This window comes from Peribacillus folii, from assembly GCF_030271255.1.
Classification (GTDB): Bacteria; Bacillota; Bacilli; order Bacillales; family DSM-1321; genus Peribacillus.
The window spans coordinates 42197-55403 of record NZ_JASJOM010000019.1 but is presented as its reverse complement, the minus strand read 5'-3'; the positions used below and the strand labels follow the sequence as shown (position 1 = coordinate 55403).

The 13207-nt window shown below is 40.8% G+C and carries 10 protein-coding genes and 1 pseudogene; 5 read left to right on the top strand and 6 right to left on the bottom strand.

The window, feature by feature from the left end; all coding sequences use genetic code 11:
* Positions 1-637: 637 nt before the first annotated feature.
* From QNI08_RS21485 to QNI08_RS21475, 3 genes are all read right to left on the bottom strand, one after another.
* Positions 638-1474 carry a restriction endonuclease gene (locus QNI08_RS21485; RefSeq protein WP_285769387.1) on the bottom strand — a complete coding sequence of 279 codons (837 nt, stop codon included), beginning with the start codon at positions 1472-1474 and terminating at the stop codon, positions 638-640.
* A 1030-nt stretch (positions 1475-2504) separates the two neighbouring features.
* Positions 2505-3434: an EamA family transporter RarD gene (gene rarD, locus QNI08_RS21480; protein ID WP_285769386.1), complete on the bottom strand. Its 930-nt coding sequence runs from the start codon at positions 3432-3434 to the stop codon at positions 2505-2507.
* A 44-nt stretch (positions 3435-3478) separates the two neighbouring features.
* A complete protein-coding gene (locus QNI08_RS21475; protein ID WP_285769385.1) occupies positions 3479-3991 on the bottom strand; it encodes a GNAT family N-acetyltransferase in 513 nt (170 codons plus the stop codon).
* Positions 3992-4125: 134 nt separating this feature from the next.
* Here QNI08_RS21475 and QNI08_RS21470 point away from each other — a divergent pair, with 134 nt between their 5' ends.
* Complete coding sequence (locus tag QNI08_RS21470) at positions 4126-5055, top strand: LysR family transcriptional regulator (protein ID WP_285769384.1); 930 nt, start codon at positions 4126-4128, stop codon at positions 5053-5055.
* A 153-nt stretch (positions 5056-5208) separates the two neighbouring features.
* Here QNI08_RS21470 and QNI08_RS21465 read toward each other — a convergent pair whose 3' ends face one another.
* On the bottom strand, positions 5209-5562 hold the full coding sequence (locus QNI08_RS21465) for a hypothetical protein (RefSeq protein ID WP_285769383.1): 354 nt from the start codon (positions 5560-5562) through the stop codon (positions 5209-5211).
* 281 nt (positions 5563-5843) lie between these two features.
* Positions 5844-6345 (bottom strand): annotated as a pseudogene (locus tag QNI08_RS21460) (site-2 protease family protein); the annotation flags it as partial.
* A gap of 492 nt (positions 6346-6837) precedes the next feature.
* On the opposite strand from QNI08_RS21460, the gene truA reads away from it, so the two are divergent.
* From truA to QNI08_RS21445, 3 genes are all read left to right on the top strand, one after another.
* Positions 6838-7575 (top strand): tRNA pseudouridine(38-40) synthase TruA, encoded by a 738-nt coding sequence (truA, locus tag QNI08_RS21455; protein WP_285769381.1) that lies wholly within the window; start codon positions 6838-6840, stop codon positions 7573-7575.
* A 98-nt stretch (positions 7576-7673) separates the two neighbouring features.
* Entirely contained in the window at positions 7674-8198 is a 525-nt protein-coding gene (locus tag QNI08_RS21450; RefSeq protein ID WP_285769380.1) for a type 1 glutamine amidotransferase domain-containing protein, read from the top strand.
* Positions 8199-8482: 284 nt separating this feature from the next.
* Entirely contained in the window at positions 8483-10561 is a 2079-nt protein-coding gene (locus QNI08_RS21445) for a YhgE/Pip domain-containing protein (RefSeq protein WP_285769379.1), read from the top strand.
* A 155-nt stretch (positions 10562-10716) separates the two neighbouring features.
* Here the strand turns inward: QNI08_RS21445 and QNI08_RS21440 are convergent, their stop codons facing one another.
* Complete coding sequence (locus tag QNI08_RS21440; protein WP_285769378.1) at positions 10717-11655, bottom strand: DHH family phosphoesterase; 939 nt, start codon at positions 11653-11655, stop codon at positions 10717-10719.
* 353 nt (positions 11656-12008) lie between these two features.
* On the opposite strand from QNI08_RS21440, the gene QNI08_RS21435 reads away from it, so the two are divergent.
* On the top strand, positions 12009-13196 hold the full coding sequence (locus tag QNI08_RS21435) for a CaiB/BaiF CoA transferase family protein (protein ID WP_285769377.1): 1188 nt from the start codon (positions 12009-12011) through the stop codon (positions 13194-13196).
* The last annotated feature ends 11 nt before the right edge of the window (positions 13197-13207 follow it).

Here is a 13207-nt window from a genome sequence, read left to right as displayed (position 1 = left end):
AAGCCTTAAACAAAGACCGTATATTCGGTCTTTTTCTTTTGATTAAAAGTCAACAATAGAGTTTAACAGAGACTTTTTTAGGAAAAATTAATATATTAAACCGCATCAAAATAGCAGGATGACCATAAATAAGTAAATTCTATAGATAAAAAGGATTTAATAAAATTAATTTAAAATGATAAACATGGATAAAACAATCCATCTTGAACTATTTTAATTCCAATTATAGATGTGGCGAAGCGCTCCTCAATATATTTGAAAGGCAAATATGCTGTTGTAATATGACGTAAAAGCTTTCCGTTGGGTATCCCGTCTGCCCCGGCTACGATTTACTCTCGTAGTGTCTCCCGTTAAAAGGGAATACACTTCCCCAGATGTGACCGTCCTCATAGCGAAAGCTAGGCAGAATAAGGTGTACTCGTAGTAGAGTGCTTGGTAAAGTGAGACCTGGGCAAGTCAAGAGTATGAAAATCCTGCTCTTGGCACCTTAAATAATCCATACTCGATTGAAGCGCCAAAAGTTTGGTTGTTACAATTTTTTTCATATAACAATGGAATTCTGTCCTTAAAATTAAGGGCATTTTTTGTCCTCCTCTCCTTCACACCAAAGCTCAATCAGCATTAATAAAAAAATAATTTATATATCAATAGGTTCTTTCTGCTTTGAAAATCTAATTTGTGCATCGTTGTATTGATTAAGCATCCTTACTAGGTCATCCCTATCAAGTAAAGTAACCCCATTCCTTTTACCGGTTATCTTTGCAGCATCGGTATAATAACGATTTGTAATTACAATCTTTTTAGTTGCATTATAGTATCCGGTAGCTCCAACCACTTCGTTTATCGCATCTACACCAACCTTCTTGTCTTCCCCATATCGCTTGGCTTGTACCACAGATTTCTCTTTTCCTTTTTTTAATATTAAATCTCCACCAAAATCACCAGAGGGGCTAGTTACTTCTACGTTGTAGCCTTGACTTCTAAAAAGTGGTGTTAAAAAATGTTCAAATTCAAGACCACTCATTTTATCTACATCTTCTATAGGTTCAATTAAATTTGTTGGCTTTATATTGAATAAAAGAGCTTTACAAACCCAGTATAACCAACGTAACCCTAAGCCAATTGAACCAAAGAAAATACCAATGAACAAAAGGTTAAATACCAACCTTAACACAGGATTTGAAGCTGTATCACTTAAAACCACAATTAATAAATATAGTGCTATTCCTAAAATAATTTTGTTTCTTCGCCTCCAGTATCTTATTGTTGATATAATAAAAAGATGGTCTTTGACTTTAACAAAGTCCCTATTGTATCTCTTGAAAGAAATAAGGTAGCGGTATGTTCCCACTAATAAAGCACCTATTACAATGAATGATGCTAAAATTGGGTATTGAATCATTATTAATATTGAGAAAATAATTGATACAGTTATATACTCACCTTTTGTATATTTAACTCTTCTTTTACTCATTGGAAGTCCCTTCTAATGCTTTTTCGTTAATTTTTAACAAGTTGGACAATGATTATTCCAATTACTTGAAAAAGGACTTAAGCAAAAGCGTGCTGTCATGTGAAAAAATAAATTGGTTATGGATAGTTTGTTATCTGATGAAAATAGGTAAAGACCACTACATCTTTAACTAAAAAGTGTCTGCGACCTAGCCGTCAAATTAAATGAAGTGAGTGAAATATGGTTTTAGTACAATCACTATTTTATCAGTAATATACGGTCTGATTGGGGGCGAAATGGGGGCGGATTGCAATGAATCGGAAAGTATCAGAGGGTAATTTTATTGTGAAAAAGAGCGATAATCCCTTACTTATCAGTATTTCTGGGAATAATAAAGAACTAGAGGAAAAGAATGAGATAGTCTTGACAGGGAAGGGGTCGTGGGTTCGAATCCCTCACAGGTCATCAACTAACAAAGGCTCAAATCCTTGATATAATAAGGGTTTGGGTCTTTTTTTGTCTTTCTTAATTGGTGGCGAATTTTAAAGGATGTAAACAAATTACAGGAAAACTATTTGTAACTTAGGCTGTCGAACGAGATGTTCATTAAAATCAAGAAACGCAATTCTGTATAGCATTAGTCGTGTGCTGTTAAGCAAATCTCACAAAGAGAATTTGTTCGATTAACGGGGCAAGTTGTATAGTGTTTAGGCGTTTTTTATACTCGCAATCAGCCAATTTCACCAAAGGGTCAAGTATTCAAATTGTACATCGTATTTATCGTCAGGATTGCAAAAGACCCTGTTCGAGGACGGTTTAAAGAGTTAAGTTGGTGAATATTTTTGGGTAAGTAGGTAGATGATTGGAACGGAAGGTACAAGACTCCTGCGGGACATGAGAGTCATCGGAGACACCGGAGGCTGCCGGACCGCCTCTGGATAAGCGGGTGCTTGGAGTGGAAATCAGCCATCAAATTGTAAAAGCCACAAGTAAGCAGACAAACTCGATTTCACCGAGTTTGTCTACAGTCTGAAGCTATCTTTCTCATACTTTACTTCTTCCCTCTCCAGGCTGAATAAGAAAAACCGGCAACTGATAACCAAATAAAGCTAAAGGAAATCCAATGCATCAAGGGAATCGTATTTTTAAAGATGAAAATCCCAAGGAGAAAAGTGATGGTTGGGGTAATGTATTGAAAAAAACCGATCGTTACTAACGGAATTCTTTTTACACCTTCTGTGAACCAGAGCAGCGGCAACGCGGTCAGGATGCCAGCAAAAAGCAATAATGCGGTTAAATGAATATCCGATCCGAAATGCATTTCATTATTTTTTTGTAAAAACACTAAAATAATTAGGGCAAAAGGAGTGACCATCATGGTTTCTATGCACATCCCGACTAATGCATCCGCCTTGATATACTTTTTCATTAATCCATACAACCCGGAGGTGACGGCTAAAGATAGGGCAATCCATGGCATCTTTCCGTAGTCATATGTAATTACTAGCACTCCCAACAAAGCCATCAGCATGGATGGCAGCGTACCTGTTCGAACTTTCTCTTTTACTATCAGGACACTTAACATCATACTAACGATAGGCGAAATATAAAGTCCTAAGCTTGCCTCCATGATATGGCCGAATATAACCGCCCATATAAAAATCAACCAATTTCCACTTATCGCAAGAGATGCCACTAGGAATAAAAAGAATTGTTTGCAGTTCCGTTTAAAGTCTTTAAGCATCGTAAAGAAAGCCGACCGCTTATTGGGCTGAAACATCATAATAGTAAAAATGAAGATGAATCCCCATAGAATTCGATGGGCCAAGATTTCCATGGAGGAGACATTATTAAGTGCTTTCCAGTATAATCCTAGAAACCCCCAAAGCAGGTAGGCCAAGGCGGTATAGATATACCCCCTCACCTGCTTTTGGTGACTGGAAGCATGTTCTTTTTCATTCCGGCTGATCACGTCTGTCATCTTCGGAATTCCCCTCATTTTTTAAGTATCGAAACGGCCATTTTTCATTCCTCCAGAGGATGTTCAGGCCCGTTAAGCTCTAATTGATAAAAAGCTAAATCAAGCCATCGATTGAATTTAAATCCTGCCTTTCTTATGGTCCCTGAATGAACGAAGCCGAAGCGTTCATGCATGCTAATGCTTTTTTCATTGCCTGCATCAATTCCAGCAATCAAGGTCATATACTCTCTTTCCTTGGCAATGGCGATCAATGCTGTCATTAAAGAAGTCGCTATTCCTTTTTTTCGGTATTCCTTATTTACATAAACGGAATGTTCAATGGAATATTTATAAGCCGGCCAAGCCCTGAAAGGACCGAATGTCGCAAATCCGACTACTTTATCATCCAATTCGCATACTAGTATGGGAAAACCTTCTTCCACCTTTTGTTCATACCAAAGTTGCCTCATGTCTAGAGTATGGGGGTTATAACTATATACGGCCGTAGAATGGAGAATGGCGTCATTATAAATGTCCAAGATATCCATTAAGTCTTCCATATTTGCTTCTCTGATCATTTTCTTCTTCCTTTCAAAATCAGTTTGCTTCCTTATTCATTGTAGAATGTGCCAGCCGAAACGTAAAATTGAACTTTTTAATCCTTTGCTATAGGATAAAGTTATAGCAAATTCAGATAAGGAATGGTGAGTACATGACGCCGCAACAATTCCGCTACATAGTCGAAATCTCCAAGCACAGCTCCATTAGCCAAGCTGCTTCTGCGCTTTTCGTAACACAGCCGAGTATCAGCAAGGCGGTGCGTGAACTCGAAACAGAGTTAGGAATCACGATTCTAGATCGGACGAATAAAGGTGTTGCCTTCACAAAAGAAGGTACAGAGTTATTATTTTATGCAAAGAAGCTTCTAGAACAAATGGAGTCCGTTGTCCATCATTTTAATAAAGAGAAAAAAATGGACGTAACAAAGCTTTCCATTTCATCTCAACATTATGGTTTCGCTATAGAAGCTGTCGCAAATTTAATGGATCATTTTGCCGAGCGGAAATATGAGCTGTCAATTCGCGAGGGCAAGACGACGGATGTGATCGATGACGTGTATGCAAGCAGAAGTATCATGGGAATCTTATCTCTGAACGACTTAAACAGGCATTTTTTTGAGCGTTATTTCACCGCAAAACTATTGACGTTTACTCCGCTTGCATCATTGAACCAGCAAGTATTCCTGCGAAAAGAGCACCCTCTGGCCCATCTCGAAAGCATTGCCTTGGAGCAGTTAAGGGACTATCCTTATCTGACCTACCAGCAGGACGATATGCTGCTGCATTTTGCCGAAGAAGCTCTGAATGTAGACAATATCGTGAAACTAGTGTATCTCAAGGATAGAGGGGCCATGAATAATCTCCTGTCAAATACAGATAGCTACAATCTGGGAACAGGCTGTATCGTGAAAAATTACATGAACGACAATATCGTTGCCATTCCATTGGCAGAAGGCAATGTGATTCAAGTGGGTTTGGTGAAACGAAAGGATGTTCATCTGCCGGCAGAGATTTTAGTCTATATTGATTTTTTAAAATTAGCTTTGGCAAAATCGATGCCTGATGATTCGGACAGTAAATAAGCGTAACGACTTGTCATGCCGAGGATAACAATGAGATCGTTTTGAGACCCGTAGTTTCGAATCCCAAAAGCCTTAACATGTAAAAATGAGATTTGATGGAACTTGGACCAAACAAAAGGGACATCATTAATGATGCCCCTTCTTCAACATGCCTTAAGGTAACGAAGTTTTATGTTGTTCCATTAGATCACCTGCATATAAGCTCGTTAACATTAAGAAAATCGCAAGCCCTAGGTATAAGGTGAACCAGGTCACTTTTGTTTTGGGACTCGATGAGTAATAGGATTTCTCCTTCTCCCTGATTTCAGTTTGTTCTTGCACTTCTTTAAAAAATGTTGCTGCTATTCGTTCATACGTGCCAATATTTTCAAAATCGGTCGGTCCGTACTGGAATTCATTCGAATTAGCAGCATCCAGTAAGGCTCTATAAATGGTTAGTTTTACCTCGGTCAGCTTTTTTTCCTTTAGCTTATTATCATCGAACAGAGGGATATGCCACCTCTTCATGTTGTTAAACTTTTCATGCAGCCGATCTAATTCCATATTCCAAATGTTGACGAGGCGAATTTTTTCTTATTCTGATGCAACTGCAAATTCTTCTAGCTGCTTTAACCCATATTGATTGAATTCAATTGCGTTATCTCTTTGATTTATGGTTATCTCGTTGCGGAATTCGTTCCACCATTTAGAGATCCCTAATAGTAAAAAAAGAATTAATAACGGATTGGGGTGGAAGAACATATATACGACCATGCCAATAATCCCTGCTACCCAAAGGTTTGCCGAGATGACTCCCGCTATACGTCCTCCATCCAAAGGATGCACGGGCATTAGATTGAACAGGTTAATCATGGCTCCAAGGGTAATGACCAAAAGCCAAAACGGATTATCCGTCATCATGAATAAGGGGATGGCTGGTAAAAACGCTAATGTGCCTAACAGTGGTCCTCCAAATGCAAAATAAGCTTCTTGGTCAGCGTTCTTCGGTTCTTCCTTAAGGGCAATTAACGCTCCAACAAACGTGATGAAAATAGCACTGGATGTTTTGATGCCCTTTCGCTTAGCAGCAAGTAAATGGCCCATTTCATGAATATAAATGAGGTAGACTAAGGCAGCAGCGAATTTCCAGCCATAAACCAAGGCATATGCGCCCAGTGAAACGAAAATAGAAAGGAGAGAACCGATTTTTGCTACCTTCAATAGCGCAAACAGCCATTTCATTTTCCCTAGGAAAAACAGCCCGATCGCGCCCAAACTTACCCATGCTTTATTCGATGTAGACTCTTTCAAAACATACCTCCTATACTAATGGCAATACTGATGATCACAGTGACACTTCTATTGGTTGATCCTCTTCTAATATCCTAATTATATCTTATTTTTTCATTTCCTTAGGAGTATTTTCCTGAGATATCAACTTCAAATTCGTTTTTGATGTAATAATCATCAAAGAAAACGGAAAGTGTGGGAGGCTGATTGAAAAAGGGTGTCAGGATTTCTTTAAATCGGTAGTTTTGACAGGGTGAAAAGTAAAAAAAAGCGATATGTGACAACGGCTCGTCCGTTGCATGACATCAGTCTCTTTGGTACACTATGCAAAAGTGCTTTTCACTTTGATGATTTGTTTGCTCTTTCGTTTTCGGGCCAAGCGAATGAAATCTTGAATATGTAAAAAAAGCGGTTTCGAAGAAAAAATCAAATGTTCCCTCATACGCAGGTGTTTATGGGGGCTTAATTTTATCAGGTTTTTTTGTCTGGATAGCTTTACAGTAGGAGGAAGCAATGAACAATTATAAGCTGACCATTCAATATGATGGCGGACGCTATAAGGGCTGGCAACGGCTTGGAAATAGCGATGATACGATTCAAGGAAAAATAGAAAATGTTTTAACGGAACTGGCAGGGGAGAAAATCGAAATCATCGGATGCAGCAGAACGGATGCAGGTGTGCATGCCTTTGCCCAAATTGCCAATTTCAAGCTCGGCGGAAATTTGACTGAAGCGGAAGTCATGAATTATTTGAATAGATATTTGCCCCGGGATATCAGCATCCAAGAGGTCAATTTAGTTTCTGATCGTTTTCATTCCCGTTATAATGCGAAGGACAAGACTTATTTGTATAAGATCTGGAACGAGAGTTATACGAATCCGTTCATGAGGAAGTACAGCATGCATGTCGAGGAAAAGCTGGATATAGAACGAATGAAAAGAGCGTTTCAATATTTCATAGGTGCACATGATTTCACTGCATTTTCAAATGCAAAATCGAAGAAAAAATCAATGGTCCGCGAAATTTATGCCATTGATCTAGAAGAAAATGCCGGCTTCATCGAAATCAGTGTAAGAGGGGATGGCTTCCTTTATAATATGGTTAGAAAAATGGTCGGAACGTTGATAGAAACCGGTCTGGGTGAAATCGATCCTGAGCGGATCCCGGGCATTTTGGAGTCGAAAGAAAGGATCCAAACGGGCCGTATGGCGGAAGCTGCCGGTCTGTATTTAGTGAAGGTTGATTTTTAGCCTGAATATTGCTGCTTGTTGTCTAAAAACCGGTTGAAAAAGCGAAGTAACAGGGAAGAATGGTAAGGTAGAATAGCACAAGGGAAGGGGAGATTTTCATGAGGTTAGCCGGAAAGAAAATTATCAGTCTAGTGCATCATGATTTTGAAGATTTGGAGCTCTGGTATCCAATTTTACGATTGAAAGAAGAGGGAGCAATCGTGCATCTCGCTGGAGAGAAGGCGAACGAAACATATGTTGGGAAATATGGTGTACCCGCCGTATCCGATTATGAGTATGGAAGCATCAAAGCGGAAGAGTATGATGCCATTCTTGTCCCGGGCGGTTGGGCGCCTGACAAAATCCGTCGGTTCCCTGAAGTGATTTCACTCATCCAAAGCATGGAAGAATCTAAAAAACCGATCGGGCAAATTTGCCACGCTGGCTGGGTGCTGATTTCGGCTAAGATTTTAGCTGGCAAAAAAGTAACGAGTACGCCGGGCATTAGAGATGATATGGAAAATGCCGGCGCTACCTGGATAGACGAAGCTGTCGTTGTTGATGGAAACCTTGTATCCAGCAGACGTCCGCCTGATCTGCCTGATTACTTAAGGGAATTGATCAAGGTGATTGAAAAACGATGATCCAACTAACTGGAGGCAATCCCTAAGAAATGCGGGCTTGCCTTCAGTTTTTTTTCTTTCATAAAAGCTTCGCTGGCATTTGGAAGTGCAGATGGATGTGAGCCAACGCGGCGCAAACAAAATCCTGCAAACCTGCGGGCAACAGGATTTTAACGTAGACTTCATACAAAGTGAAGCGTTACATGGATATGTTTACTTAGTATCGAATATGAAGGTTTTCCGAATAATAGGAACAAAATACGTATGCACGGGGGGATATTTTGAGAAATATTCGGGAGATATTCATGGATGATTTAAAAAGCATTTATAAAAATTTCTTTGTTTGCATCGTGGTTGTTTTCCTTATGCTCATCCCGTCGATTTATGCGTGGTTCAATATTGTCGCATCCTGGGACCCTTATGCAAATACGGAAGGAATCCTTGTTGGTGTTTCCAATAATGATAAAGGTGCCGAGCTGAATGGCAAGGCAGTGAACCTAGGCAATGAGGTCATCGAAGGGTTAAGGGGAAATAAAGATTTAGGCTGGAGATTCACATCGGAAAAGAATGCGGTTGCTAAGGTGAAGAAAGGGGAGTATTACGCGACGATCATCATCCCTGAAAATTTTTCCGAGCATATTGCCACGATCATGACCGATGAGCCCATGAAAGCGGAAATCGATTACTATGTTAATGAAAAAATCAATTCCATCGCCCCAAAAATTACGGCAGCAGGAGCAAACACCATTGTTGATAATGTGAGCAAAAGCTTTATTAAGTCAGCGAGCGGGAGTATCCTGGAAATCTTTAATGAATTGGGCATCACGTTGCAAAATGAATTGCCGACCATTCAGAAAATGAAGAATATGGTGTATTTATTGGAGGGAGAACTTCCAGAGCTCGATCGAAATCTGAAAATCGTTCAAACACATGTAAAGCGGGCGGAAGAGATCATTAACATGGTCAATCAAGGCCTGGATTCAATAGGAGGGATAACCTCTCAGAAGGATGAATTGGTGTCTGGAGTTACAGAATATGTAGACTCAACCAAGCAGGCATTCGAAGGGATTCAACCACTCTTGAGAAATGATGGTGCGAAAATCAGGAGCGATAATGAAACGATTTTAGTACTTGCGAGCAGGGCAGCAGATCCGAATTTGCCCAGTGAAGAGGTGAATCAGCTAGTTGAACAAGGGAGAACAACGATTAATAAAGAGCTCTACCTTTTGGACAGTATGTATGCCTTATTGGCGAGCGTCAATCAATTTAGCGAAAAAGACCGCCTTCGGCAAGAAATAACGCTAGTGGATGGGCTACGGGATAATGCTTCAGGCCAACTTCAGGCGCTGAATGACCGTTCCTTCGATTCACTTAGGGTTCTTGGTGAAAATAAAAATCAAGGTTTGGGAAGCTTCGAGGATACCTTGTCCAAGGAAACGGGATCAAAAATCGATGAAATATGGATGGAAGCGAATGCCATACTACAGCAAGCCCAACTTATCCTAAAAGAGGGGGGCCAGGCACTTCCGGACGTGAAGGCGTTGTTGAATGCGACCGATCGAACGCTAGGGGCCCGTGCGGGGGATATCGATAAGTTACAGGATAAGTTCCCGGAAATCGAAGCCAAAATCAAGGCGCTGGCTTCTAAAATGCGGGAAATCGATAAGTCTTACAATATGGAAGAAGTCATTGAGTTCTTGAAAAATGATATCGAACAGGAAAGTGAATTTTTCTCGGAGCCGGTATTGCTTAAAAAACACAGTCTATTTCCCATTCCGAACTATGGATCGGCCATGTCCCCCTTTTTCACGGCACTGTCCCTTTGGGTTGGCGGGACGATATTGATTTCCATGCTTAACGTGAGTGTCTCGCAAAAAGGCTACAGTCCCTATCAAATTTATATTGGCAGGTACCTTATATTTTTCATCATTGGATTGGTGCAGGCTTTGGCCGTTTCTATCGGAAACCTATTTTTGATAGATGTTTATGCAGTGGATAAATTCGAGTACGTCCTATTTTCCGTTTTAATAAGTACGGTATTTACATTAATGGTTTATACCTTCGTCTCGGTTCTCGGGAATGTCGGAAAAGGGATAAGCGTAGTCCTGATGGTGCTTCAGATATCAGGATCAGGAGGCACTTTTCCGATTCAAGTAACACCGCCATTTTTTCAACATATCAATCCTTTCCTGCCGTTCACCTATGCTGTCGGGTTACTACGGGAATCGGTTGGCGGGATAACCTGGAGTGTTGCTGCTAAGGATATATTCATTTTGTTCATCTATTTGTTACTGACCATCGCCTTTGGCATCCTCCTGAAAAAACCACTGCATGAAAGAACGCAAAAGATGAAGGATAAACTGTATGGAAGCAGGATATTCTAGCTGCATCAGAATAATCCTTTTAGGAGGCAAAAGCAATTCCCGAAATGGCCGAATGGGATGAATGATTAGGCTGCACCAGTAATGGTAGAACTAAATCGCGAAAAAATCCGGAAACCGATCAGGCAAAAAAACTATGGGAAGTAAACAGTCCTCGGTCATGGACAAACTTGATCCAATGCTTGAATTATCAGATCTACTTCCTCCCAGGTATCGATGGACGCACCAGAGGCCAGCGGATGTCCACCGCCATTGAATTGGCGTGCCACCGAGTCTATGGGAATATTGCGTGAACGGATCCTGACGCGGATTTTTTCAGGATATTCGATGAAAAATGCCCAAATTTTGTTTGTCCGGATACTTGATAGCGTATTGACCAAATTTGAAGCTTCGTTTCGATCCATATTGTACATATTCAGCAAATCCTCGGTAATGATGAAATAAGCAACGCCCTTTTCCGTTACCTTAAAGCTCATGAGAATATCTTTTTGAAGCCTGGAAGAGTTTTTCGACTTTACCTGGAGGAAGTTATGTATTCGTTCCGGCTTAAAATCATAGGTCCGCAATTGAGAAACCAATTTTATTGTCCGTGGAGTAACCGTGCGATTCATGAAATTACCTGTATCACTAAGTATCCCTGCATAAAAGGATTTAGCGGCCTCTTTATTCATTGCAAGGTAGTCTGGAAATTCCAAGGACAAATCCGTAAGCATTTCACTTGTTGAGCTATATGAAGCGTCGACCCAGGAGAGGTCGCCAAATGGCTCGTAATCGGTATGGTGGTCGATTTTAATCAGCCTATCACCTAAACCAAAACGAAAATCACTGATTCTCGAAAGGTTGGCCGTATCACAAACGATCACTAACGCCCCTTCGTATAGATTATCGGGAATGTGATCCATCTCACCAATGAAGAGCAGTTTATCGATTTCCTCACCTACTACAAAGATTTCCTTCGACGGGAAAGAGTGCTTCAATAGGTGCTGCATGCCGACTTGTGACCCTAGGGCATCCGGGTCAGGATCTACATGACGATGAATGATGATGGTCGAATAGTTCTTGATGGCTGCCACTATTTCATTTTTTATCCTATCCATTTCGCATCTCCCTTTAAGGTTCGTTTCTACCATTATCTTCACATGCTTCAAAGCCAAAGGCAATTCTAATCACAATAACTTTCGATTCATGCATCTTCCGCTAAAATGAAAGGTATTATTGTTGAAAAATTCAAATAATTATTTTATACTTAATTTACCAAACCGCTGACAGCAAGCATCGTACCTTGCTGCATGGACGGCTTGTGATAAAACTGAAATTAAAAAAAATTGACTTGGTTCATTTGATCTTCCTTTACAGGAAGACAGTGCGTGGATGAGGGTCAGTGAAACGCTCAATGTGATGACATTGTTTGTTTTACTGGCCCTTTTATGTATTTGAAAGGAGTGAGTATATGAAGGGAGCTTTGGATGGAGTCCGGATCATAGATGTATCCCGTGTTTTGGCGGGGCCGTTTTGTTCCATGATTCTTGGTGATTTGGGAGCGGAAGTAATTAAAATTGAGCATCATGAATCAGGTGATGAAACGAGGGGGTGGGGTCCGCCGTTCGCTGGCGGGGAAAGCGCTTACTATATATGCGCCAATCGAAATAAGCAAAGCATGACGTTGAATTTGAAGTCTGATCAAGGGAAAGAGATTTTTCGAAAGCTGGTCTCATCAGGTGATATTGTGATCCAAAATTTCAAAACCGGTACGATGGAAAAGATGGGATTAGGCTATGGGGAGTTAAAGGAAAGCAATCCAAACCTGATCATGGCCTCGATTACGGGGTTTGGCTTAACCGGCCCATACAAAGATTTACCGGGCTATGATTATATCATCCAGGCGATGAGCGGGTTGATGAGCATCACAGGGGAACGCGACGGGAGTCCGGTGAAAGTCGGTGTCGCCATAGCTGACATCTTGACTGGCTTGTATACATGCATTGGCATTTTATCAGCGATGCATCATAGGAATGAATCGGGGGAAGGCCAGGAAATCGATATTTCGCTGATGGATTGTCAGGTTTCTTCGTTAGTGAATGTCGCTAGCAACTATTTATTCAATGGGAAGACACCGGGAAGAATGGGAAATCAGCATCCCAATATCGTTCCCTATCAAACCTTTCACACAAGTGATGGGGAGCTTGTCGTGTCGGTAGGGAACGATGAGCAGTTCAAACGTTTTGCGGCGGTAGTTGGCAGACCTGAGTTAGCCGAAGAGCCGCGGTTTTCCCTTAATGAAAAGCGCTTGCTGAACAAGGAAGAATTAGTGCCGATACTGGAAGATTCATTGAAAAGAAAGACAAAAAAACAGTGGAAAGAGCTGTTTGATGCGGCAGGGATACCGAATGGGCCGATCAATGATATCGCAGAGATGTTCGAGGATCCGCAAATCAGCGCAAGAGGCATGGTTGTGGAGATGGAGCATCCGACCATCACGGATTTGAGAATGATTGGTTCGCCCCTGAATCTATCTAAATCACCGGTCATGATGAGGCTGCATCCACCATTGTATGGAGAGCATACCGATTCCATTTTGGCTGGATTGGGGTATGAACCAGGCCAAATCGACAAATTCAAGCAAAATAAAATTATCTAGGAGGAATTTCG

Excerpts from the sequence above, each read along its gene's own strand:
- QNI08_RS21485 (WP_285769387.1), bottom strand. The coding sequence starts at position 1,474 with ATGAGTAAAAGAAGAGTTAAATATACAAAAGGTGAGTATATAACTGTA.
- rarD (WP_285769386.1), bottom strand. The coding sequence starts at position 3,434 with ATGACAGACGTGATCAGCCGGAATGAAAAAGAACATGCTTCCAGTCAC.
- QNI08_RS21475 (WP_285769385.1), bottom strand. The coding sequence starts at position 3,991 with ATGATCAGAGAAGCAAATATGGAAGACTTAATGGATATCTTGGACATT.
- QNI08_RS21470 (WP_285769384.1), top strand. The coding sequence starts at position 4,126 with ATGACGCCGCAACAATTCCGCTACATAGTCGAAATCTCCAAGCACAGC.
- QNI08_RS21465 (WP_285769383.1), bottom strand. The coding sequence starts at position 5,562 with ATGAAGAGGTGGCATATCCCTCTGTTCGATGATAATAAGCTAAAGGAA.
- truA (WP_285769381.1), top strand. The coding sequence starts at position 6,838 with ATGAACAATTATAAGCTGACCATTCAATATGATGGCGGACGCTATAAG.
- QNI08_RS21450 (WP_285769380.1), top strand. The coding sequence starts at position 7,674 with ATGAGGTTAGCCGGAAAGAAAATTATCAGTCTAGTGCATCATGATTTT.
- QNI08_RS21445 (WP_285769379.1), top strand. The coding sequence starts at position 8,483 with ATGGATGATTTAAAAAGCATTTATAAAAATTTCTTTGTTTGCATCGTG.
- QNI08_RS21440 (WP_285769378.1), bottom strand. The coding sequence starts at position 11,655 with ATGGATAGGATAAAAAATGAAATAGTGGCAGCCATCAAGAACTATTCG.
- QNI08_RS21435 (WP_285769377.1), top strand. The coding sequence starts at position 12,009 with ATGAAGGGAGCTTTGGATGGAGTCCGGATCATAGATGTATCCCGTGTT.